Origin of the sequence: Microbacterium arborescens (genome assembly GCF_049707515.1) — a bacterium.
In the GTDB taxonomy this organism is placed as follows: Bacteria; Actinomycetota; Actinomycetes; order Actinomycetales; family Microbacteriaceae; genus Microbacterium; species Microbacterium arborescens_B.
In genome coordinates this window covers 846,698-867,851 of the sequence record NZ_JBNAFI010000001.1, presented here as the reverse complement: position 1 = coordinate 867,851, position 21,154 = coordinate 846,698, and the positions used below count along the sequence as shown (strand labels likewise).

Annotated in this window: 22 protein-coding genes; 6 read left to right on the top strand and 16 right to left on the bottom strand. The window is 68.2% G+C overall.

Annotation, left to right across the window (positions count from 1 at the left end; all coding sequences use genetic code 11):
- Nucleotides 1-332: 332 nt before the first annotated feature.
- The 9 genes from ACPYN5_RS03955 to ACPYN5_RS03915 all read right to left on the bottom strand — a co-directional run bounded on the left by ACPYN5_RS03955 (nt 333) and on the right by ACPYN5_RS03915 (nt 7,577).
- Nucleotides 333-1,112, bottom strand: coding sequence for an ABC transporter ATP-binding protein (locus ACPYN5_RS03955; RefSeq protein WP_424447663.1), 780 nt, complete (start codon nt 1,110-1,112; stop codon nt 333-335).
- Nucleotides 1,109-1,963 carry an ATP-binding cassette domain-containing protein gene (locus tag ACPYN5_RS03950; RefSeq protein WP_424447662.1) on the bottom strand — a complete coding sequence of 285 codons (855 nt, stop codon included), beginning with the start codon at nt 1,961-1,963 and terminating at the stop codon, nt 1,109-1,111. The genes ACPYN5_RS03955 and ACPYN5_RS03950 overlap by 4 nt, the downstream gene beginning before the upstream one ends.
- Complete coding sequence (locus ACPYN5_RS03945; RefSeq protein WP_424447661.1) at nt 1,960-2,835, bottom strand: ABC transporter permease; 876 nt, start codon at nt 2,833-2,835, stop codon at nt 1,960-1,962. The genes ACPYN5_RS03950 and ACPYN5_RS03945 overlap by 4 nt, the downstream gene beginning before the upstream one ends.
- Nucleotides 2,832-3,794: an ABC transporter permease gene (locus tag ACPYN5_RS03940; protein ID WP_424447689.1), complete on the bottom strand. Its 963-nt coding sequence runs from the start codon at nt 3,792-3,794 to the stop codon at nt 2,832-2,834. The genes ACPYN5_RS03945 and ACPYN5_RS03940 overlap by 4 nt, the downstream gene beginning before the upstream one ends.
- Before the next feature lie 20 nt (nt 3,795-3,814).
- Complete coding sequence (locus ACPYN5_RS03935) at nt 3,815-5,329, bottom strand: ABC transporter substrate-binding protein (protein ID WP_424447660.1); 1,515 nt, start codon at nt 5,327-5,329, stop codon at nt 3,815-3,817.
- Between the two features lie 98 nt (nt 5,330-5,427).
- A complete protein-coding gene (locus ACPYN5_RS03930; RefSeq protein ID WP_424447659.1) occupies nt 5,428-6,192 on the bottom strand; it encodes a DUF1684 domain-containing protein in 765 nt (254 codons plus the stop codon).
- Between the two features lie 55 nt (nt 6,193-6,247).
- Entirely contained in the window at nt 6,248-6,658 is a 411-nt protein-coding gene (locus ACPYN5_RS03925) for a DoxX family protein (RefSeq protein ID WP_424447658.1), read from the bottom strand.
- A 9-nt stretch (nt 6,659-6,667) separates the two neighbouring features.
- On the bottom strand, nt 6,668-7,129 hold the full coding sequence (locus ACPYN5_RS03920; RefSeq protein WP_424447657.1) for a DUF3817 domain-containing protein: 462 nt from the start codon (nt 7,127-7,129) through the stop codon (nt 6,668-6,670).
- 22 nt (nt 7,130-7,151) lie between these two features.
- Complete coding sequence (locus ACPYN5_RS03915) at nt 7,152-7,577, bottom strand: MarR family winged helix-turn-helix transcriptional regulator (protein WP_424447656.1); 426 nt, start codon at nt 7,575-7,577, stop codon at nt 7,152-7,154.
- 379 nt (nt 7,578-7,956) lie between these two features.
- Here ACPYN5_RS03915 and ACPYN5_RS03910 point away from each other — a divergent pair, with 379 nt between their 5' ends.
- Both ACPYN5_RS03910 and ACPYN5_RS03905 read left to right on the top strand, forming a co-directional pair.
- Nucleotides 7,957-8,385 (top strand): MarR family winged helix-turn-helix transcriptional regulator, encoded by a 429-nt coding sequence (locus ACPYN5_RS03910; protein WP_424447655.1) that lies wholly within the window; start codon nt 7,957-7,959, stop codon nt 8,383-8,385.
- Nucleotides 8,382-9,728 (top strand): MFS transporter, encoded by a 1,347-nt coding sequence (locus ACPYN5_RS03905; protein ID WP_424447654.1) that lies wholly within the window; start codon nt 8,382-8,384, stop codon nt 9,726-9,728. Before ACPYN5_RS03910 ends, ACPYN5_RS03905 begins: the two co-directional genes overlap by 4 nt.
- A gap of 170 nt (nt 9,729-9,898) precedes the next feature.
- Here ACPYN5_RS03905 and ACPYN5_RS03900 read toward each other — a convergent pair whose 3' ends face one another.
- The 5 genes from ACPYN5_RS03900 to nrdH all read right to left on the bottom strand — a co-directional run bounded on the left by ACPYN5_RS03900 (nt 9,899) and on the right by nrdH (nt 15,678).
- Nucleotides 9,899-11,068: an RtcB family protein gene (locus tag ACPYN5_RS03900; RefSeq protein ID WP_424447653.1), complete on the bottom strand. Its 1,170-nt coding sequence runs from the start codon at nt 11,066-11,068 to the stop codon at nt 9,899-9,901.
- A gap of 772 nt (nt 11,069-11,840) precedes the next feature.
- Entirely contained in the window at nt 11,841-12,818 is a 978-nt protein-coding gene (nrdF, locus tag ACPYN5_RS03895; protein WP_424447652.1) for a class 1b ribonucleoside-diphosphate reductase subunit beta, read from the bottom strand.
- 35 nt (nt 12,819-12,853) lie between these two features.
- A complete protein-coding gene (nrdE, locus tag ACPYN5_RS03890) occupies nt 12,854-15,022 on the bottom strand; it encodes a class 1b ribonucleoside-diphosphate reductase subunit alpha (RefSeq protein ID WP_424447651.1) in 2,169 nt (722 codons plus the stop codon).
- Complete coding sequence (gene nrdI, locus ACPYN5_RS03885) at nt 14,992-15,435, bottom strand: class Ib ribonucleoside-diphosphate reductase assembly flavoprotein NrdI (RefSeq protein WP_424447688.1); 444 nt, start codon at nt 15,433-15,435, stop codon at nt 14,992-14,994. The genes nrdE and nrdI overlap by 31 nt, the downstream gene beginning before the upstream one ends.
- Nucleotides 15,436-15,444: 9 nt before the next feature.
- Nucleotides 15,445-15,678 (bottom strand): glutaredoxin-like protein NrdH, encoded by a 234-nt coding sequence (gene nrdH, locus ACPYN5_RS03880; protein ID WP_424447650.1) that lies wholly within the window; start codon nt 15,676-15,678, stop codon nt 15,445-15,447.
- A gap of 382 nt (nt 15,679-16,060) precedes the next feature.
- On the opposite strand from nrdH, the gene ACPYN5_RS03875 reads away from it, so the two are divergent.
- Complete coding sequence (locus ACPYN5_RS03875) at nt 16,061-17,266, top strand: MFS transporter (RefSeq protein WP_424447649.1); 1,206 nt, start codon at nt 16,061-16,063, stop codon at nt 17,264-17,266.
- A 19-nt stretch (nt 17,267-17,285) separates the two neighbouring features.
- Here ACPYN5_RS03875 and ACPYN5_RS03870 read toward each other — a convergent pair whose 3' ends face one another.
- Nucleotides 17,286-17,693 (bottom strand): pilus assembly protein CpaE, encoded by a 408-nt coding sequence (locus ACPYN5_RS03870; protein WP_424447648.1) that lies wholly within the window; start codon nt 17,691-17,693, stop codon nt 17,286-17,288.
- Between the two features lie 152 nt (nt 17,694-17,845).
- Between ACPYN5_RS03870 and ACPYN5_RS03865 the strand changes: the two genes are divergently transcribed.
- On the top strand, nt 17,846-19,015 hold the full coding sequence (locus ACPYN5_RS03865) for an acyl-CoA dehydrogenase family protein (protein ID WP_424447647.1): 1,170 nt from the start codon (nt 17,846-17,848) through the stop codon (nt 19,013-19,015).
- A 45-nt stretch (nt 19,016-19,060) separates the two neighbouring features.
- On the opposite strand, the gene ACPYN5_RS03860 is transcribed toward ACPYN5_RS03865, so the two are convergent.
- Complete coding sequence (locus ACPYN5_RS03860; RefSeq protein ID WP_424447646.1) at nt 19,061-19,333, bottom strand: metal-sensitive transcriptional regulator; 273 nt, start codon at nt 19,331-19,333, stop codon at nt 19,061-19,063.
- Nucleotides 19,334-19,392: 59 nt separating this feature from the next.
- Here ACPYN5_RS03860 and ACPYN5_RS03855 point away from each other — a divergent pair, with 59 nt between their 5' ends.
- Together ACPYN5_RS03855 and ACPYN5_RS03850 are read left to right on the top strand one after the other, a co-directional pair.
- The gene (locus tag ACPYN5_RS03855) at nt 19,393-20,673 is read left to right on the top strand and encodes a DUF445 domain-containing protein (protein ID WP_424447645.1); all 1,281 of its coding nucleotides are present in this window, start codon (nt 19,393-19,395) and stop codon (nt 20,671-20,673) included.
- Nucleotides 20,674-20,677: 4 nt separating this feature from the next.
- Nucleotides 20,678-21,151, top strand: coding sequence for a SixA phosphatase family protein (locus tag ACPYN5_RS03850; protein WP_424447644.1), 474 nt, complete (start codon nt 20,678-20,680; stop codon nt 21,149-21,151).
- Nucleotides 21,152-21,154: the final 3 nt, after the last annotated feature.

Below are 21,154 nucleotides of genomic sequence, written 5' to 3'. Positions count from 1 at the left end.
TGTTGAGTTCTCAAGGATCGGACGCTCCCCCAACTGACCTCACAGCCAGCCCAGAGGGCAACTTCACAACCATACCCGATCCACTTCTCGTTCCGAACCGTCTTCGGCGAACCGAGGCAGTCATGGAAGGGATGTGATCGGGACCCTGTGGCAGGTCTTGGACCTGCGATGCTCGAGAGCATCTGTTTCGGGTTGTTCTCCGCTTGAGGGAGGCGGGACCTTCCGGCCCTCTCGCTCTTCCCTGTGGGGCGAACAAGTAATAAGTTACGCGGCTCCCGGCATCCTGGCAAAGCGGCGCGACATCCCGGGCGTGTCGCAGGCCCCTTCCCCCGTCATTCCGCGGGAAGACGGGGGACGGAGGCGACGAGCTGCGCCGTGTAGGACTCGCGCGGAGCCGTGAGCAGGCGCGACGTCGGACCCTCCTCGACGATCCGCCCGTCCTGCAGGACGGTCATGCGCTCGCACAACGCCGAGACGATCGTGAGGTCGTGCGACACCAGGAGCATCGCGATCCCCTGCTCCGCCGCGAGGCGCTGGAACAGTTCGATCACGTGCATCCGCACGGAGGTGTCGAGTGCGCTCACCGGCTCGTCGGCGAGGAGCACCCGAGGCTGTGGCGCGAGCGCCCGTGCGATCGCGATCCGTTGACGCTGTCCGCCGGAGAACGCGTCGGGGTAGCGGCCCGCGGCATCCGCGTCGAGGTCCACCGCCCGGAGCAATTCGTCGACGCGGCGTGCTGTCTCCGCGCGGTCGCGGGTGATTCCGAGGGAACGCAACGGCTCGGCGATCGACTGCCGCACCGTCATCCGCGGGTCGAGGGACGAGAACGGGTCCTGGTACACCGGCTGCACCGCTCGCCGAAGCGCCCGCACCTGGGATCGATCGGTCGAGCGCAACCCGGCACCCTCGAAGAGAGCGCGCCCCGAGGTCGGCGTCGCCAGCCCGAGGAGGAGGCGGAGCACCGAGGTCTTGCCGGCGCCCGACTCGCCGACCAGGCCCACCGTCTCACCGGGCGCCAGGGAGAGCGACACGTCGTGCAGGACGGGCTCTCCGCGCCCATAGGCGAAGTCGACGTGCTCGAGCGCGAGGATCGGAGCATCCGTGGCGGTCATCGGGACTCCCCCATCCGCGTCTGCGTTCCGTCGTCACCGTTGCGGCGCTCCGCCGGCAGGAAGTCGTCGAGAGCGCGCGACGCAGCGACCAGCTGAGCCGTGTACTCGTGCCGGGGTGACCGCAGCAACGTCGCCGTGTCGCCGAGCTCGACCTGGCGCCCGTCGCGCATGACGAGCACGCGGTCCGCGATCTGCGAGACGACGGGCAGGTCGTGACTAATGAAGAGCAAGGTCATCCCCCGGTCGGTGACCTCTCGCTGCAGCAGCTCAAGGATTCCGGCCTGCACCGTGACATCGAGCGCCGTCGTCGGCTCGTCGGCGATGAGGATGCTCGGTCCCGCGGCCAGCGCGAGCGCGATCGCGACACGCTGACGCTGCCCTCCCGAGATCTCGTGGATGAAGGAACGGGCGATGCGTTCCGGGTCGGGAAGCTGAACGTCCGCGAGCGCGTCGAGCACCCCGCGACGGAGCCTCTCGCCGCTGAGTCCTCGGTGGGTCTTGAGCGGCCAGGCGAGCTGCTTGCCCACGCGCATGAGCGGATCGAGGGAGGCCAGCGGCTCCTGGAAGACGGCGGAGATCGTGCGACCGCGGACGCGGTCGAGTCGTCGGGATGCGGCACCGACGACCTCGACGTCGCCGTCGGCCGTCGCGATCGTGGCCGAGCCGAACGGCGTCAGCGGATACGCGAGCAGGCCGAGCGCCGCCAATGCGGTGAGGGACTTCCCCGAACCCGACTCGCCGATGATGCCCAGGCGTTCGCCGCGTGCGAGCGTCACGTCGACGCCGTGCACGAGGGTGCGCTCCTCACCGAGCCGGACGCCGAGGCCGGAGGTCGTCAGCGCGGCCGTCATCCGATGCTCCTCGTGGTGGGGTCGGCGACGTCGCGCAGTCCGTCGGCCAGCAGGTTCGCACCGATGATGAAGGCGACGAGCAGGATTCCGGGCAGGATCGCCGCTGTCGGGGCGACCAGCACCGTGCTCTGCGCCTCCTCCAGCATCCGGCCCCACGACGCGTTCGGCGGCGGCGAACCGAGGCCGAGATACGACAGCGACGCCTCTGCGCCGACGGCTCCGCCGAACTGCAGCGCAAGCGGCACGATGAGGGTCGGCCAGACGTTGCGCAACACGTGCCGGAACACGACGCCGAGGCGTCCGGTGCCCGATGTCCGTGCGGCGGTGACGTAGTCCATCGCGAGGACACGGGTCGCGGCGATGCGGGTGAGACGGGCGATCACAGCGGAGCCCGCGAGACCGATCGCCAGGATCGCCGAATCGACCGATGCTCCCCGCCAGGCGACGATCAGCATCGCGAGCAGCAGCGTGGGGAAGGCGATGGCGATGTCGAGGAGGCTCGTGAGAGCGTCGTCGATCCACCGCCGCGCGACGGCGGCGACGAGTCCCAGGCCGATGCCGATGACCGCGGCGATGAGCACCGACCCGAAGCCGACCGTCAGGGCCAGTCGAGCGCCGATCATGAGCTGCGTGAACAGATCGCGCCCGAGGCGATCGGTGCCCGCCCAGTGCTCGAGCGACGGCGGCTGCAGTCGGTCGCCGCTGGTGTCGTCGAAGGAGAACGGCGTCCAGAACAGCGACACCAGTCCGATCACGGCGATGACCCCGAACAGGATGCCGCCGACGGCGAGGTTCACCGACCGCCGTCGTCGCGGTCGCGCGGTCGACGAGACGGGGCCGGTGCCCGTGTCGGGGAGGGTCGTGGCGGTCATGCGACCGCCTTCGTGCGCCGGTTGCCCGAGATGCTCTCGCGCAGCCGGGGGTCGATGATGCGCTGGGCGATGTCGGCTGCGAAGCCGAGCAGCAGCACGAGCGCGGTCGAGAACAGAAGTACGCCCTGCACGCTCGGGAAGTCCTGCTCCTTGATGCCGACCAGAAGCATGTCGCCGAGGCCCGGCAGCGCGAAGACGCGCTCGATGATGACCGCACCGACGAAGGTCGTCGACAGCTGGATCGCGAGAATGGAGATCAGCGGCACGACGGCGTTGCGCACCCCGTGACGCCAGACCGCTGTGGCGAAGCTCTGCCCCGTCGCCCGCGCGGCCCGCAGGTACTGCTGGCCGAGCACATCGAGCGTCGCGCTGCGCACGTACCGCGCGAGATCGCTCCCGGCGACGAGGGCGATGGTCACGACGGGGAGCGTCAACGAGACGAGCGCGGCCACCGGGTCCTCCCAGTCGCGACGGGGGAAGCCTCCGGCCGGAAGCAGTCGCCAGTTCAACGCGAAGACGGCGACCAGCAGGATGCCGACCCAGAACACGGGGATGGCGCCGCCCAGCTGCGACACGGCCGAGAAGGCCGTGCCGTACCAGGTGCGGGCCTTCCAGGCGGCGATGAAGCCCACCGGAACTGCGATCAGCACCGACAGCGCGAAGGCGATGAGGGTCAACGGCAGGGTGACGTTCAGCCGCCGCAGGATCTCGTCCCCGACGGGCAGGTTGTTCGTGAAGGATCTGCCGAGGTCGAGGCCGGCGAGCTGGCCGAGGTAGGTCAGGAACTGCTCCGCGATGGGTCGGTCGACCCCGAGGCGGGCAGCGGCGGCCGCGATCTCGGCATCCGTCGCGCCGACCGAGATCAGGGCGAACACCGGATTGCCCAGCACGCGCAGCACGACGAACAGGATCACCACCGCCAGCGCGAACGCCAGCAGCAGCAATCCTGTCCGTCGAATCAGGTACCGGGTGATGGAGATCAGGCCTTCGTGATGTCGGAGACGTAGAACAACGAGTTCAGCCCATTCTCCGGCACGCCCGAGACACCCTCGGCGGCGATGCGCAGCTGCGGGTTCAGGTAGAGCCAGACGCTCGCGGCATCATCCGAGATCTGCTGGTTCGCCTTCTTGATCAACTCGGTCTGCTCGTCGACGGTCGCGGCCGCCTCGGAATCGGCGAGCCACGTCTGCACATCCGCGTTGTCGTAGCCCCAGTAGAAGTCGGGGTTGCCGTAGAAGTTGATGTCGCGGTCGTTGACGTGACCCTGCAGCGTCGCCTCGAAGTTCTTCTCGGTGTAGACCTTCTGGTACCACTCGTCGTCAGTGATGATGTTGATCTCGACGGTGATGCCGACCTTCGCGAGCTCCGACTTCAGGAACTCCGCGACCGTGGAGTGCACGCCCGACTCCGGGGTGTCGACGGTGAAGGTGAAGCCCGCCTCCTGACCGGCCTCGGCGAGCAGCTGCTCCGCCAGCGCCGGGTCGTAGGGGTTGTTGTCGGCGAGGTCGATGTACCAGGGCTCGGACGGCGGAACCATCGAGCCGATGAGCTCGCCTCGGCCGTCCCAGATCGCGTCGAGCAGTTTCTCGCGGTCGATGGCCGAGTAGATCGCCTTGCGCACGCGCACATCGTTGAACGGGGCGATCCGGTCGTTGAAGGCCAGCAGCTCCTTCGTCGTCGAGGTGCCCTCGATGATCTGGAACCCGCCGGCTTCGAACTCCGCGATGCTGTCGGGGTTCGACTGGCTCGTCACGAGATCGACGGCGCCGGTCGTGAGGGCGTTGTTGAGCGCGGTGGGATCGGCGTAGTACTGGTAGACGACTCCGCCGTTGGCCGGCGCGTCGCCCCAGTAGGCGTCGTTGACGTCGAGGGTGATCGAGTCGCCCTTGCGGTAGTCGCCGAGCTCGTACGGACCGGTTCCGTCGGCGGTGGCGGTGAGGTCACCGGCATCCGGGTTGACGATCCACACGTAGCCCAGGTTGTAGGTGAAGCTGATCGAGGGCTGCGAAAGGGTGACCTCGACGGTCTTGTCGTCGACGGCGGCGACCGACTGGATCACGCTCAGCTGGCGCTTGCGCGCAGCGATCGACTCGTCGCCGACGAAGCGCTCGAGGCTGTACTTCACATCGTCGGCCGTCAGCTCCTTGCCCGAGTGGAACGTGGCGTCCTCGAGCGTGAAGGTGTACACCAGGCCGTCGGCCGAGACGGTCGTCTCGGAGGCGAGCAGGGGCTCGACCTGCGCGTCGTCGGTGATGCGGAACAGGCCTTCGTAGACGTTGCCCGTGAACACCTCCGTCACGCCCGACGAGCCGCCGAAGATCTGGTCGAGGTTCGTCGGCTCGTTCTGGGAACCGACGACGATCTCGGCGCCCGGGTCGCTTGCGCCCGCCGAACCGGCGGGGTCGGCGGAACCGGAGCAGCCGGCCAGGACGAGGAGACCGGCCGTCGCCGCCGCGGTGGCGGCGAAGATCCGGGAGAGGCCGCGTGAAGTCACGGGGTTTCCTTTGCTGTGTGGAGGGGTGCGACGGAGCGAGGTGCGGGCGCTCCGTCGTGTCGCGGGAGTGCAGTCAGGGTGTGTGGGAGCGGAAGGGGTCAGAGCGAGAAGTCGCCGGCGAACCGGACCTTCTTCTCCCCCGCGCGAACAGGGAACGGCAGACGGTTCTGCAGCGGGGGCAGCGGGCAGTTCATCTGATTGGAGAAGCCGCAGGGCGGAACGACCGCGCGATTGAAGTCGACGGTCACCGGCGTGCTGTCGCCGGGGGCCAGGTCTCCGGTCGCGCCGGGGTGGTCGAGGAAGAGGAAGCGGCCGGCGCCGTAGGACTCGGCTCCGTTGGTCCGGTCGCCGAACACGAGATGGAGCTTCGGTCCGCCGTAGTTCGTGTCGAATGCGGCGAGGCGGTATTCCGTGCCGTCGATGTCGAAGACGAGGTCGCCCGAGACGGGAAGACCGCGTGTGGCCCCGCCGTCCTTGATGTGCTCGAACGGCACGACGCGGTCTTCGTCGACGAGCTCGAAGCGGCCTTCGATCACCCAAGCGGGGTCGTAGTCCCAGCGCTCGATGTCTTCGAACGCCTCGTTCGCAGGTGAATCCTGCCGCCAGATGCGGTAGCCCTCCTGGGGCAGGCCCGTCTCGATGTCGGTGCGCTGCAGGCGGGTCAGCAGCGCGTCGACCGGGTGGCCGGCGCGCGCCTCCTCGTCAGCGACCGCGGGCTCGCCCGGAGCGGACCAGTGAGTGAGTACGAGCGCGAGGGATCCTTGCGGCGCCGTCACCGTCGATCGGCGCGACGCGGCCCACTCTCGGTAGTCGGACTCTGCCGACGATGCGGATGTTGCTGCGGATGCGGATGTGCTCACCATGACAGGCAACCAAACGCGGGGGCCTCATGAGAAATTCCGTGTCCGTGTGTTGCGGCTAGCGCGTCCGCCCGGACGTGCTCCGAGCAGGGCTGCCGACCCAGAGCGCCCAGGCCACGAGCACCGGCTGAAGGAAGAGACGCCCGAAGCGACGGGCATCCGTGTCGAGCCCGGGGGCGGATGTGCCCGTACGCCACTGGTGCACATTGCCCGGCAGGACGGCGACGAAGAACGCGGCGATCGCCGCTCCGATGCGGCCGCGCTCGCGCGGGAGCGCGATCAGCCCGGCCCCGAGCATGATCTCGGCCGCGCCGCTGGCGACGACGATCATGTCCTTGTCGGTGTGCAGCAACCTCGTCGCCCAGTCGGGCACGGCGATGCGGTACCCGCGTCGGAGCACGGTCAGATGCGCGAGGCCCGCGGTGATCAGCAGGGCGGCGAGAGCGAAGCGGGCGACGGTGCGCAGCATCCGATCACGTTACGCCCGTCCGGGAGGTCCGATCACCAGCAGCACGACGTAGGCCGCGATGATCCCCGCCGCGAGGATGACGGCGAGCACCGCGGGTCGGCGGACGAACCAGCGCAGGAACCGGTCGAGCGCGCGCTGGTCACGCGGGTCGTCCGTCGCGTCCGTCCGCCACTCCCCCGCGAGCAGTTGGCGTCGGCGCAGCACGATCTCCGTCGGCACCGTCGCGTAGGGCACCACCGCCGCGGCCACGGCGCACACGGTCGGAGTGAGCGACCAGCGGTTGTTCCACGCCACGAGAACGGCGGTCGCGCCGTAGCAGAGGAAGACGAAGCCGTGGATGCCGCCGCCGATGGTCACCGCGACGGGCAGGTCGAACGCCGAGCGGATGATCAGGCCCAGGATCAGCAGCGTCCAGGAGATGGCCTCGGCGATCGCCAGAGAACGGAAAGCGGTCAGCGGGGTTCGGAACACCCTCGAACCCTATCCAGCCGATTCAGACGATTCCTGCGCGGATGCCGTCCATCGATGATGCGAGCCCCGGCATGTTGTCGCTCAGCGTCGCGTCGAGCTCGAGCAGCCGCTGATGGGCCTGCTCCATGACCTGGATCCCCTTTTCGGTGATGCGCAGGTCGGATGCCGACCCCGCGTGGGCGGTCGCGTCGGCGACGAGCCCCTCGTCGACCAACGTGCGAACGGCGGTGTGCGCCGACTGCACCGTGATGTGCGAGCGACGGGCGAGCTCGGAGAATGAGATCCCCGGCTCCGAGCCGATGTGACCGAGCAGGCCGAACTTGCGGGTCGAGAGGCCGAGATCGCGCAGGGCTGCGGAGAGCCGGCCTTCCCACGACGCCGAGACGGCGATGAGCGCGATGACCGGGCTGAAGCGCGGCTCGCGCGTGAGGGCAGGAGTTTCCGACACGAGCACGATTGTAGGAGGCCGAAGCGCTCCCGTGCGGGTGATCCCGCGGAGCAATGCTGTGTCGCCCGCCTAACGCGCCGGATGCCGTTCGTCAAGGACCGCGCAGGACGGCGTGCGGATGTCCATCATGAGTTCCACGGAAGACGCGGGAGGATCACCATGATCACGGACGAAGAGCAGAACGAGCACCACACCGACATCCGCGGCGAGAAGCCGTTCGGTCAATGGCTCGGACTCATCAACGGCGGCCGCTGACGCCACGCGAACGCCCCCGGCATCCTCTCTCGCGAGGAGGATGCCGGGGGCTTCGTCATGTTCGGGGGGTTTCGGCGACGGTCGGATTTAGATAGCGCATCTATGCATGTTGTATAGTCTGTCTATGCAGTTGCCCGACTCCCCCATCCGCCTGATGTCGGCCTCGAGCCGGTTCAACCGAGCTGTCGCCCGCCGGGTGGAGACGACCGCGGCCGCGGGAACGTGGCGCGCGCTCGCCGCCCTCGACGAGCTCGGCCCCACCCGGGTCAGCGACCTCGCCGATTGGCAGCGCGTGAGCCAGCCCACCATGACGACGCTGGTGCGCCGGATGGAAGCGGAGGGCCTCGTCGAGCGCGCATCCGACCCCGAGGACGGGAGGGCCTCGCTCGTGTCGATCACTGACGAGGGGCGGCACCAGTTCGGGGCGTTCCGCTCGCAGGCGCTCGAGGTGACCGGGCCGGCCTGGGCCCGGCTCAGCGCCGCCGATCGGTCGACGCTCGCCCGCGCCGCCGAGCTTCTGGCGGCCCTGCTCGAGGAGCCGGAATTGCAATGACCACGACAGAGAGGAAGGTGCGCGTGTCGAGCGCGACGAACACAGAACGGTCCACGACCGGCGACCGGACGAAGGCGACGGCCGAGACCGCGAAGGCGTCGATCTGGCGACAGCCCGTCGCGGTCTGGGCGATCGCCTTCGCCTGCACGGTGTCGTTCATGGGCATCGGCCTGGTCGACCCGATCCTCCCGGCGATCAGCCGAGAGCTGGATGCCACTCCGTCGGAGACGATGCTGCTGTTCACCAGCTACCTTTTCATCACCGGCATCGTGATGCTCTTCGCCAGCTGGGTATCGTCGCGCCTCGGGGTGAAGAAGACGCTGCTGGCCGGGCTCGCGCTCATCGTGGTGTTCGCCGCCGCCGCCGGGCTGTCGGGCGGAGTCGTGGAGATCATCGGATTCCGGGCGGGCTGGGGCATCGGCAACGCCCTCTTCATCGCGACGGCGCTGGCCGCCATCGTCGGAGCCGCGAGCGGCGGCAGCCGCCAGGCGATCGTGCTCTATGAGGCGTCCCTCGGCATCGGGCTCGCCGTCGGACCGCTCCTGGGCGGCGCACTCGGCGAGCTGTCGTGGCGCGGACCCTTCTTCGGCACGGCAGCGCTCATGGCGATCGCGTTACTCGCGATCCTCGTGGTCTTCCGGTCCCCCGCGCCCGCAGCCGGCTCCGCGGCGCCGGCGAAGGTGTCGTTCCTCGCGTCGTTCCGAGCGCTGCGCAACCCCGCACTGCTGACCCTGTCGCTCACGGCATTCTTCTACAACGTCGCGTTCTTCGTGCTGCTGGCGTACAGCCCATACCCGATCGAGTCGGCGGCGGCTGAGGCCGGGATGACGTTCGGCGCGCACGAGCTGGGACTCGTCTTCTTCGGCTGGGGACTCGCCGTCGCGCTCACCTCGGTGCTCGCAGCTCCCGTGCTGACCCGTCGATGGGGCCTGCGGCCGGTCCTGTTCACGATGCTCGGGCTGCTCGCCGTCGCCGAGGCCGTGCTCGCGATCGGGATCGACAGCGCCCCGGTGCTGATCGTGACCGTCATCGTGGCGGGTCTGTTCCTCGGTGTGCTGAACACGGCGCTGACGGAGGCCGTCATGGAGGCGACGGATCTGCCGCGGAACGTCGCGAGCGGCACCTACTCGGGCGTGCGTTTCATCGGCGGCGCGATCGCCCCCGCCGTCGCCGGCCCTCTCGCTGCCGCGCTCTCGCCCAGCGCCCCCTACTGGCTCGGCGTTGCGGCGCTCGTCGTCGCGATCGCGATCCTCGCGGTGGCGGGCCGCACCCTGAGCCACCTCGGGCGCCCGCACGAAGACGCTGTCGCCGAGGCCGCCGACATCGGCCAGGGCGACGCCTGACGCCGCTTCGGGAGGAGATCTGCACGACGGAGGACGGCTCGCTACGGAACCACCTCCGCTGCGCGGATCTCCTCCGCCGCGACGCTGCGGGTCGACCTTCTCCATGAGAGAGGGGCGGAGGCCGCAGCATCCACCCCTCTCTCTCCGTGATGAAGCGGTGATGAAGCGGATCAGTCGCCCTTCACGTTGACCAGCTGACGGAGCGTGTGCCGCACCTCGACGAGGTCGGCCGCATCCTCCATCACCCGGTCGATCGGCTTGTAGGCCTGCGGGATCTCGTCGATGAAAGCATCCGTGTCACGGAACTCGATGCCCGCCATGGCGGCCCGCAGCTGGTCGTGCGTGAACGTCCGGCGTGCCGCCGACCGCGAGTACTCCCGCCCCGCTCCGTGCGGCGACGAGTTGAGCGACAGCGGGTTGCCGAGCCCCGACACGACGTACGACGCCGTGCCCATCGATCCCGGGATGAGGCCGGGCCGGCCCGCATCCGCCTGGATCGCGCCCTTTCGCGATATCCACACCTGCTTGCCGAAGTGCTTCTCGCTCTCGGTGAAGTTGTGGTGGCAGTTGATGCGCTCGAGCTCGTCGACGTCGGTGCCCATCGTCTCGGAGAGCTGCCGAGCCACCCGGTCCATCATCTCCTCGCGGTTGAGGAGCGCGAAGTGCTGCGCCCACCGGAGCTCGCGGATGTAGCGCCGGAACTCTTCCGTGCCCTCGACGAGGTACGCCAGGTCGGGGTCGGGGAGGTCGATCCACCATTGCTTCGCGAGCCGCTGAGCGACCCCGATGTGGTGCGTCGCGATCTTGTTGCCCACGCCCCGCGAGCCCGAGTGCAGGAACATCCACACCGCGTCGGTCTCGTCGACCGAGACCTCGATGAAGTGGTTTCCCGATCCGAGCGACCCGAGCTGGTTCCGCCAGTGCCCGGCGTAGCGCGCGGGGTCGAACTCGTTCTTCGCGGCGAGCTCCTCCAGCTCGGCGACACGCGGCTCGGCCGTCGCGACGACCTTGCGGTTTTCGCGACCCGCCGACAGCGGGATCGCCCGCTCGATCTGCTCGCGCAGCGTCCCGAGGTCGCGGCCGAGCAACTGCGCCTTCGTGAACTGCGTGCGGACGGCGATCATGCCGCACCCGATGTCGACGCCGACCGCTGCCGGCATTATCGCGCCGAGGGTCGGAATGACCGACCCGACGGTCGCCCCCTTGCCGAGGTGCGCATCCGGCATGAGCGCCAGGTGTGGGTGGATGAACGGCATACCCGACGCGGTGCGAGCCTGATCGAGAGTCTTCTCGTCGATGATGCTCGCCCACGACAGGAGCCTGTTCGAGAGCTTCTCCATGGTTTCTTTCCTTGTGATGACGATCCGGGAACGGGCGCATGGAGAGGAACACACGAACGCCCCGGACCTGTGCGGTGCGGGGCGTTCTGACAGTGGCGGTGTCAGACGTCTCGCACCGGAGGGTACGGCTCATTGCGGAGCTGGAACTCGTCCAGGTCCGCTGCGATCAGGCGCTCGTTGCGCATGGTCATGCCGTTCCTCCGGTGGTGCTGTGCGGATTCGCGCAGCCTCGCAACATTACGGGGCGCGGCATGGGACGTCAACGCGAGATGTGGCGGGTGCGACGGCCCATCGCTTCCGCTCGGGACTCGGCATCGGCCACGTTGACGACACGTGACTCTCGCACTCCCGAGTCGCGGGCGGCGACCCCACCGAGTGTTGGGGGCACTCAAGGCGAAGCCGCCGCTGAGCGTCACTGCCCTACGAGCGCGACTGTACGCCTGCCTCCGCCTGTGCGGCACCCCCCTATCGGTGCGCGGCGGACACTGTGATGCTTAGGGGTCGCCTCCGGTGCTGAGCGTGCGACTTTGGGGGGTCGTGCTCTCCTCACCGGAGGCGATTGCGTCGCGCGGCCCCCGTTCAGCGGCGGGCTCGTTCACGAAGCGAGCCCTGATCGCGCGACGCGCGGCCTCCGCTGGCCGTGTCATCACGTTGTCCCGCACGAATGTGGGCAGAACACGGGCAAGCCCCCGGCGCGAGGCTCGTAGGGAGCGTCGCACCGAGGGCTTGCAGATCGTAGCCGCGTTGACGATGTCGGCTACGACCAGGCGTTTCAGAAGTCCCAGTCCTCGTCTTCCGTGGCCTCGGCCTTGCCGATGACGTACGACGAGCCCGACCCCGAGAAGAAGTCGTGGTTCTCGTCGGCGTTCGGCGACAGGGCCGACAGGATCGCCGGGTTCACGTTGGTGACCGTCGCGGGGAACATCGCCTCGAACCCGAGGTTCATCAGCGCCTTGTTGGCGTTGTAGTGCAGGAACTTCTTGACGTCTTCGGTCAGGCCGACGGCGTCGTAGAGGTCCTGCGTGTACTGCACCTCGTTGTCGTAGAGCTCATAGAGCAGCGAGAACGTATAGTCCTTGATCTCGTCGCGCTCGGGCTGCGTGAGCTGCTCGTAGCCCTTCTGGAACTTGTAGCCGATGTAGTAGCCGTGCACGGCCTCGTCACGGATGATGAGGCGGATGATGTCGGCGGTGTTGGTCAGCTTCGCCTTCGCAGACCAGTGCAGCGGCAGGTAGAACCCCGAGTAGAAGAGGAACGACTCGAGCAGGGTCGAGGCGACCTTGCGCTTGAGCGGCTCGTCGCCACGGTAGTAGTCCATGACGATCGAGGCCTTCTTCTGAAGGTTCGGGTTCTCGACCGACCAGCGGAACGCGTCGTCGATCTCGGGCGTCGAGGCGAGCGTCGAGAAGATCGACGAGTAGCTCTTGGCGTGCACCGACTCCATGAACGCGATGTTCGTGTAGACGGCCTCCTCGTGCGGGGTGATCGCATCGGGGATGAGCGAGACGGCGCCGACGGTGCCCTGGATCGTGTCGAGGAGCGTCAGCCCCGTGAACACACGCATCGTGAGGGTCTGCTCGTCCGGGGTCAGCGTGTTCCACGACTGGATGTCGTTCGACAGCGGCACCTTCTCGGGCAGCCAGAAGTTGTTCACCAGACGGTTCCAGACCTCGAGGTCCTTGTCGTCCTGGATGCGGTTCCAGTTGATCGCCTGCACGTGGTCGACGAGCTTGAGCGGTGAGGGGGTCATATCGCTTCAGTTCCTGGTTCGGGTTCCGGCATCCGTCACAGCATGCAGCTGACGCACTCGGACATGTCGGTGCCCTCGAGCGCCATCTGCCGCAGGCGGATGTAGTAGATCGTCTTGATGCCCTTGCGCCAGGCGTAGATCTGAGCCTTGTTGATGTCGCGCGTGGTCGCCGTGTCTTTGAAGAACAGCGTGAGCGACAGGCCCTGGTCGACGTGCTGGGTCGCGGCGGCGTACGTGTCGATGACCTTCTCGTAGCCGATCTCGTACGCGTCCTCGTAGTACTCGAGGTTGTCGTTCGTCATGAACGGCGCGGGGTAGTAGACGCGGCCGAGCTTGCCTTCCTTGCGGATCTCGATCTTCGACGCGATCGGGTGGATCGACGACGTCGAGTTGTTGATGTACGAGATCGAGCCGGTCGGGGGCACCGCCTGCAGGTTCTGGTTGTAGATGCCGTGCTGCTGGATCGATGCCTTCAGCTCGCGCCAGTCGTCCTGCGTCGGGATGTGGATGCCGTCGAACAGACCCTTCACCTTGTCGGTCTGGGGCGCCCACTCCTGCTCGACGTACTTGTCGAAGAACTCACCCGACGCGTAGGTCGAGTCGGGGAAGCCCTCGAAGTACGTGCCGCGCTCGATCGCGATCTTGTTCGACGCCTGCAGGGCGTGGAACAGCACCGTGTAGAAGTAGATGTTCGTGAAGTCGATGCCTTCTTCGGAGCCGTAGAAGACGTGCTCGCGAGCGAGGTAGCCGTGCAGGTTCATCTGGCCGAGGCCGATCGCGTGCGAACGGTCGTTGCCGTCCTCGATCGAGCGGACCGAGGCGATGTGGCTCTGGTCGCTGACCGCGGTGAGCGCACGGATGCTGGTCTCCACCGTCTGCGCCAGGTTCTTGCCGTCCATCGCGAGGGCGATGTTCATCGACCCGAGGTTGCAGGAGATGTCCTTGCCGATCTGGGCGTACGAGAGGTCCTCGTTGTACGTCGTCGGCGTGTTGACCTGAAGGATCTCCGAGCACAGGTTCGACATGTTGATCCGGCCCTTGATCGGGTTGGCCTTGTTCACCGTGTCCTCGAACATGATGTACGGGTAGCCCGACTCGAACTGGATCTCGGCGAGGGTCTGGAAGAACTCTCGCGCGTTGATCTTCGTCTTCTTGATGCGCGCGTCGTCGACCATCTCGCGGTACTTCTCGGTGACCGAGATGTCGCCGAACGGGACGCCGTAGACCTTCTCGACGTCGTAGGGCGAGAAGAGGTACATGTCCTCGCCGTTGCGAGCGAGCTCGAAGGTGATGTCGGGGATGACGACACCGAGCGACAGCGTCTTGATGCGGATCTTCTCGTCGGCGTTCTCGCGCTTGGTGTCGAGGAAGCGCAGGATGTCGGGGTGGTGGGCCGACAGGTAGACGGCGCCGGCACCCTGACGCGCACCGAGCTGGTTGGCGTAGCTGAAGCTGTCTTCGAGCAGCTTCATGACCGGGATGATGCCCGACGACTGGTTCTCGATCTGCTTGATCGGAGCGCCGGCCTCACGGATGTTCGAAAGGAGGAGCGCCACGCCGCCGCCGCGCTTCGAGAGCTGCAGGGCGGAGTTGATGCCACGGGCGATCGACTCCATGTTGTCTTCGATGCGCAGCAGGAAGCACGACACGAGCTCACCGCGCTGCGCCTTGCCCGTGTTGAGGAAGGTCGGGGTGGCGGGCTGGAAGCGGCCCGAGATGATCTCGTCGACGAGCTGGATCGCGAGCTTCTCGTCGCCGTCGGCGAGACCGAGGGCGGTCATGACGACGCGGTCTTCGAAGCGCTCGAGGTAGCGCTTGCCGTCGAAGGTCTTCAGCGTGTAGCTCGTGTAGTACTTGAACGCGCCGAGGAAGGTCTCGAAGCGGAACTTCTTGTCGTAGGCGAAGTCGTTGAGCTTCTGGATGAACTCGAACGAGTACTTCTCGATGACGGCCGGCTCGTAGTACTCCTTCTCGACGAGGTAGTCGAGGCGCTCCTTGAGCGAGTGGAAGAAGACCGTGTTCTGGTTCACGTGCTGCAGGAAGTACTCCCGCGCCGCACGCTTGTCGGCGTCGAACTGGATCTTGCCGTCCGCGCCGTAGAGGTTGAGCATCGCGTTGAGCGCGTGGTAGTCGAGACCCTCGAACCGCGTGTCGACCTTGAAGCCGTTATCGGTCAAGGCTGTTTCCAGTGCTGATTCCACCATCGTTCCAATCCTGCGCTCACGCGCTCGACGTCTTCGGGCGTGCCGAAAAGTTCCACCTTGTCCAAGTGCGGCACGGAGCACTTGCGACTGATGATGTCTCCGGCGAGGCCGTATGACTCACCGAAATTCGTGTTGCCGGTGGAGATGGCTCCACGCAGCAGGGTGCGGTTGCGTTCGTCGTTCAAGAAGCGGACGACCTGCTTGGGCACCGCACCCTTCTCCTCACCGCGCCCCTGTCCCCCGCCGTAGGTGGGGGTGACGAGCACGAAGGGCTCGGTCACGACGAAGGGCGTCGGTGAGGAGTGAAGGGGGATGCGGAGCGCGGGCAATCCGAGCTTGTCGATGAACCGCGCGGTGTTGCCCGAGACGCTCGAGAAATACACGAGCAGAGGCGCCCGCGTCGCGACCGCCATGCTCATGGCTCAGGCGAAGCGAGCGGCCAGCTCGTCGATCTTGTCGGGGCGGAACCCCGACCAGTGGTCTTCGTCGGTGATGACGACGGGGGCCTGCAGGTAGCCGAGCGACTTGACGCGCTCGAGTGCCGCCGGGTCCTCGGAGAGGTCGCGGACGTCGTATTCGATGCCCTTCGAGTCCAGCGCACGGTAGGTCGCGTTGCACTGCACGCAGGAGGGCTTGGTGTAGACCGTGATCGCCATGTCGAGTGTGGTTTCCCTTCGCTTCTTACGCATCTCCGGCTGAGAACCCGCCGGGACCTCAATACTACATATGGGTGCCGACATCGGGGGGCACCACAAGGGGTAGTAGTTACAAGTCTGTAGTTTTGCACCGCTCTCCCCAGGTACAACACATCTTGTCCACCGTTTCATCCACAGATCGGCGACCGGATCGAAGGCCCGATCGACGCGTGTTTCCGCGCCTCACGCCGCCGCTCCCCGAGTCTGTCCACAGGTCGGACGCTAGACCGACCCACAGACATCCGATTCCGACGCATCTCGTCGCATCGGCGTGTCGCGGGCGTGTCGCCGAGGCGCCACCCGGTGGTCGCCGGGAGGTCTCCGGAATCGCTACCGTGGAGGGGTGGCGGGATACGGAGAACTGCTGCGCACACCCGGTGTCGCGCGCATCATCGCCGCACAGTTGACCGCGCGCTTCCCGAACGGGATGACGAGCCTCGCCGTCCTGCTTCACATCGAGCACGTGACCGGTTCCTACGGGGCTGCCGGCTTGGTCCTGGCGGCCACCTCAGTCGGACAGGCGATCGCGGGACCGGTGACGAGCCGGTGGATGGGCGTGTGGGGCATGCGCCGCGTGCTCACGCTCACCCTCGCGGTGTGCGCGGCGGCGATCGCACTGCTCGCGCTGCTCGAGGTCCCCCTGCCGGTCTACATGGCCCTCGGCTTCATCGCGGGCCTGTCGACGCCGCCGGTGCAGTCGGCCGTCCGGACGATCTACCCCAAGATGGTGACCTCGCGTCAGCTCACGCCGCTGTTCTCGCTCGACGCATCGCTGCAGGAGATCATCTGGATCATCGCCCCGGTGCTGATCACGTTCGTGGCGCTGCAGGCCGGCACGGTGCCCGGGCTCCTCCTGGTCGTCGTGATCCTGATCGGCGGCGGCGCGTGGTTCATCGCCTCACCCGAGCTCGGTCGCGTGCGCATCCCGCGCAGCCGGCGCAGCCTGGGTCGCGTCCTGCTCAAGCCGCCGGTGGCGCTGGCCACGGTGACCGGCTTCCTTCTCATCGGCGCATGCTCCGCTGTGGAGGCGGGCGTCGTCGCCTCGTTCGGCCACGGCGGACTCGAGTCGGGCATCGTGCTCGCCGTCTTCGCCGTCGGCAGCCTCGCCGGCGGTCTGTCGTTCGGCCACATCCCGATCGGACGCTGGGCCATGGCGCGGCGCTTCCTCATCGTCACCGTCGGGCTGGCTGCGACGATCTTCTCGCTCAACGCGTGGTGGCTCGGCGGGTCGCTGCTGGTCGCGGGCATCGGCATCGCGCCGGCACTGGCGGTGATGTTCGCCATCACCTCCGCGAGCGTGAAGTTCAGCGAGACGGCCGAGGCCTACGGCTGGATCGGCACCGGACAGCTGATCGGCGCCGCCGCCGGCTCCGCCGTCGCAGGGTTCCTCATCGACGGTGTGGGACCGCAGGGCGCCTACATCGCCGCGACACTGTTCGCCGTCGTGGGTCTGCTCGTCGCCGCGGCGTGTGTGAAGTGGTTCCCCGATCTCCGCGGGCGCGACGCATCGCCCATTCCCGACACCGCGCCGGTCCACACGATCACGTGACTCGGAGCCGGCCGGTCGGTCAGTCGGCGACCCGGCGGAGCATCGCGAGCACCGCTGCAGCGTAGGCGTCTTCGGGCTGCGGGTGGTCGAACGCGAGCTGTTCGCCCGCGAACTCGATCTCGACGCGGTGCGTGTCGGGGAGGCGGCGGAGACTGCGGAACCCGCCTCGGAGCATCTCGCGCAGCTGGTCTTCGCGCGGCAGCCACAGGGCTTCGTCGAGCGCGACGGAATCGAGCGCCCACTCGGTCGTCCCGTTGAACGCGAGGATCGTGCCGGTCGGGTATCGGCGGGGCTCGATCGTCATCTCGCTGACGGTGAAGACGTCGGCCTCGAACTCCGGCTCGTCGAGCTGGAAGCGGTCTCCCGAGGCCGGGCGCCAGACGAGCCCGGCCTCGCGCAGGGCGAGAGCGGCATCGGTCGAGATCATGTCCTCATCCTGCCGCACCTCTCCCGATGCGCGGCCGCCCGCGCCGACTCCTCAGATTCGGCACGTCCCCCTACCTCTAGGCTCATCCTGCGCCATCGACCCCCCGGATCCGAGGAGCTGCGGCGGCGCCCTCGGATCCACCCGAGAGCAGAATGGATGCCGTGAGCGACTTCGACCCCGCCCGTTACCTGTCCGACGACCTCATCGAGCGGATCCGCGGGCGCGCCGCCGCCGTCGACGCGGCGAACGTTCTCCCTGACGACGATCTCGCCGAGCTGCGCGACGCCGGCTACCTCGGCATCCTCGTTCCCGAGAACCTCGGCGGGGCCGGACTCTCGCTCGCCGAGGCATCCGTCCTGCAGCAGCGCCTCGCCGGCGCGGCACCCGCCACGGCGCTCGCGATCAACATGCATCTTGTGTGGACCGGGGTCGCGAAGGTCCTCTCCGAGCGCGGTGACGACGCGCTGCGGTTCGTGCAGGAGGGGGCCGCCGCAGGCGAGGTCTTCGCGTTCGGCATCAGCGAGGCGGGCAACGACCTCGTCCTCTTCGGAAGCGACACCGTCGCGGCGCCGCAGCCGGACGGGGGGTACGCCTTCACCGGCACCAAGATCTTCACCTCGCTCGCGCCCGTCTGGGACCACCTGGGACTGCACGGGCTCGACACCACGAGCGAGGACGCGCCGCAGCTGGTGTTCGCGTTCCTCGACCGGAGCGATGCCGTGCGCACCCGCGACGACTGGGACACCGTCGGCATGCGCGGAACGCAGTCGCGCACGACCGAACTGCACGGGGCTCTCGCCTCCCCCGACCGGGTCGTGCGGCGCCTTGCCCCCGGCCCGAACCCCGACCCCCTCGTGTTCGGCATCTTCTCGGTCTTCGAGGTGCTGCTCGCCTCGGTCTACACCGGCATCGCTCGTCGCGCCCTCGACCTCGCGGTCACCGCCGCGCAGTCCCGGACGTCCAAGAAGACGGGCGCCGCCTACAGCCAGGATCCCGACATCCGGTGGCGGATCGCCGAGATGGCACTGGCCTACGACGGGATGCTGCCGCAGCTCGAGGCGATCGCCCGCGACATCGACGCCCGCGCCGACCACGGAGCGCTGTGGTTCGCGAAGCTCAGCGGCCTGAAGCACCGCGCCGTCACCTCGGCGAAGACGGTCGTCGACGAGGCGATGCTCGTCGCGGGCGGGTCGTCGTACTTCTCCCGTTCCGAGCTCGGGCGCCTGTACCGCGACGTCCTCGCCGGGATGTTCCATCCGTCCGACCCCGAGTCGGCGCACAGCACCGTCGCCGCCGCCTGGCTCGGTCCCCTCGCGTCCTGACCCGGGCCCGTGCCCGCAACCGCGTCGGCCCGGGCGGGGATGCGGTCAGCGCGTTTCGAGGTCGTAGGCCTTCAGGAGCTCGGCGACGGCCTGCTCGCGGTCGGCGCCGCCGCTTTCGAACATGTGCGTGACGTGGGTGCGGAGGTGGTTCTCGATGAGCAGCTTGTCGAGCGAGGCGAACGCCTTCTGGATCGCCCGCGACTGGGCGATGATGTCCATGCAGTAGTCCTCGTTCTCGATCATCCGGGCGAGCCCGCGGACCTGGCCTTCGAGGATGCTCGTGCGGCGCAGGGCACGCTTCTGGATGTCATCGATCACGCGGTCAGGATACGCCGTCGCCGGCCCGGGACGGCGAACCCCCGTGGGAGGATGACCGGATGGCACGCACGGCGACCTCCCTGCTCTCCCCCGCCGACCAGGCCCGCCGTCAGGGCCTGCGGCGGATGAAGGCCGTCGCTCTGGGCGCGCTGGTGTTCATGGCGATCGTCTTCGCCGTCTCGTTCCCGTTGCAGCAGACGGTGCCCGCGTTCGGATACGTGCGCGCGGCAGCGGAGGGCGGCATGGTCGGCGCGCTGGCCGACTGGTTCGCGGTGACGGCGTTGTTCCGGCATCCGCTCGGCATCCCGATCCCCCACACCGCGATCATCCCGCGGCGCAAAGACGAGATCGGCCGAACGCTCGGCGAGTTCGTCGAGACGAACTTCCTCGAGGCGGGCGTCATCCGCGACAAGCTCGAGTCGATCGGCGTCGCATCGCGACTGGGCGGATGGCTGCGCCGCCCGGAGAACGCCGAACGGGTCTCCGCGGAGGCGTCGGCAGCGGCATCCGGCATCCTCACAGCTCTCAGCGACGACGAAGTGCAGGATCTGCTCGAAGACCTCGCTCGCGAGCATCTGCTCGCCCCTTCCTGGGGTCCGTCGATCGGCGGGTGGCTCGAGCGCGTCGTCGGCGCCGGGGCCCACCAGGGCGCGGTCGACCTCGCCCTCGACAGCATCGAGAACTGGCTCGTCGCGAACCGGTCGGTGTTCACGGGTCTCGTCTCGCGCCGCCTGCCGTCGTGGGTGCCGTCGGTGGCGACGCGGCTCGTCGACGACACGGTGTACCGCGAAGCGCTGACGTTCGTCGCTGCCGTGCGCACCGACCCCGAACATCAGGCGCGGCGGGCCATCGACGGTTACCTGGAGCGCCTCGCGACCGACCTGCAGGGCGAGACCGACACCGCCGCCCGGCTCGAGGCCGCCAAGGCCGCGGTCTTCGACAGCCCGCGCGTGCGGGCCCTCGCCGCCGAGGCGTGGGGAACCGCGAAGGCGGGCCTGATCCGCTCGCTGGGCGACGCCGAGAGTCCGCTGCGTCGCCGCATCGCGGCTGCCCTCGTCGAGGTCGGCGACCGCCTGTCGAACGAACCCGCGCTGCAGCAGCGCGTCGACGCGCGTGTGATCGACGCCGCCGCGACCCTGGTGGCCCGTCATCGCGCCGACATCGCGTCGGTGATCACCGAGACCGTCGAGCGCTGGGACCCGCAGGAAACGACCGAGAAGATCGAGCTGATGGTCGGCCGCGACCTGCAGTACATCCGTCTGAACGGCACGATCGTCGGCTCGCTCGCGGGGCTCGTCATCTACACGATCGCCCACGCGGTCTTCGGAGCGGCAGGATGATCCCATGACGACGCTGATCCTGGTCCGCCACGCCAAGAGCGACTGGGGCTCGCCCGGACTCGACGACCACGACCGCCCCCTCAACGATCGGGGCCGCCGCGACGCCCCGGAGATGGCGAGGCGACTCGTCGACACGGGGACCGCCGTCGACCGCATCCTGGCATCGACCGCCCTGCGCGCACGCACGACCGCAGCCGCGTTCGGTACGGCGCTCGGACTCGAACCCGACCTCCGCGACCAGCTCTACGGCGCGGGGGCGCGCGTGCTGCTCGAGGCCGCCGGCACGAGCGGGGTGCGTTCGGTTCTCATCGTGGCGCACGACCCGGGGATGACGGTGCTCGCCGAACGTCTCTCGAACGGGGGCATCGGCGGAATGCCGACGTGCGGGGTCGCCACGTTCTCATGGCACACCGACGACTGGGATGTCGCGACGGCGACCGATCCCGACGCGTGGAGCTTCGACAGCCCACGAGGGTGACGC

Bases quoted from the DNA above. Each gene is read 5' to 3' on its own strand.
- ACPYN5_RS03955 (WP_424447663.1), bottom strand. From the start codon at position 1,112: ATGACCGCCACGGATGCTCCGATCCTCGCGCTCGAGCACGTCGACTTC.
- ACPYN5_RS03950 (WP_424447662.1), bottom strand. From the start codon at position 1,963: ATGACGGCCGCGCTGACGACCTCCGGCCTCGGCGTCCGGCTCGGTGAG.
- ACPYN5_RS03945 (WP_424447661.1), bottom strand. From the start codon at position 2,835: ATGACCGCCACGACCCTCCCCGACACGGGCACCGGCCCCGTCTCGTCG.
- ACPYN5_RS03930 (WP_424447659.1), bottom strand. From the start codon at position 6,192: ATGGTGAGCACATCCGCATCCGCAGCAACATCCGCATCGTCGGCAGAG.
- ACPYN5_RS03925 (WP_424447658.1), bottom strand. From the start codon at position 6,658: ATGCTGCGCACCGTCGCCCGCTTCGCTCTCGCCGCCCTGCTGATCACC.
- ACPYN5_RS03910 (WP_424447655.1), top strand. From the start codon at position 7,957: ATGCAGTTGCCCGACTCCCCCATCCGCCTGATGTCGGCCTCGAGCCGG.
- ACPYN5_RS03905 (WP_424447654.1), top strand. From the start codon at position 8,382: ATGACCACGACAGAGAGGAAGGTGCGCGTGTCGAGCGCGACGAACACA.
- ACPYN5_RS03900 (WP_424447653.1), bottom strand. From the start codon at position 11,068: ATGGAGAAGCTCTCGAACAGGCTCCTGTCGTGGGCGAGCATCATCGAC.
- nrdF (WP_424447652.1), bottom strand. From the start codon at position 12,818: ATGACCCCCTCACCGCTCAAGCTCGTCGACCACGTGCAGGCGATCAAC.
- nrdE (WP_424447651.1), bottom strand. From the start codon at position 15,022: ATGGTGGAATCAGCACTGGAAACAGCCTTGACCGATAACGGCTTCAAG.
- nrdI (WP_424447688.1), bottom strand. From the start codon at position 15,435: ATGGCGGTCGCGACGCGGGCGCCTCTGCTCGTGTATTTCTCGAGCGTC.
- nrdH (WP_424447650.1), bottom strand. From the start codon at position 15,678: ATGGCGATCACGGTCTACACCAAGCCCTCCTGCGTGCAGTGCAACGCG.
- ACPYN5_RS03870 (WP_424447648.1), bottom strand. From the start codon at position 17,693: ATGATCTCGACCGATGCCGCTCTCGCCCTGCGCGAGGCCGGGCTCGTC.
- ACPYN5_RS03865 (WP_424447647.1), top strand. From the start codon at position 17,846: ATGGATGCCGTGAGCGACTTCGACCCCGCCCGTTACCTGTCCGACGAC.
- ACPYN5_RS03855 (WP_424447645.1), top strand. From the start codon at position 19,393: ATGGCACGCACGGCGACCTCCCTGCTCTCCCCCGCCGACCAGGCCCGC.
- ACPYN5_RS03850 (WP_424447644.1), top strand. From the start codon at position 20,678: ATGACGACGCTGATCCTGGTCCGCCACGCCAAGAGCGACTGGGGCTCG.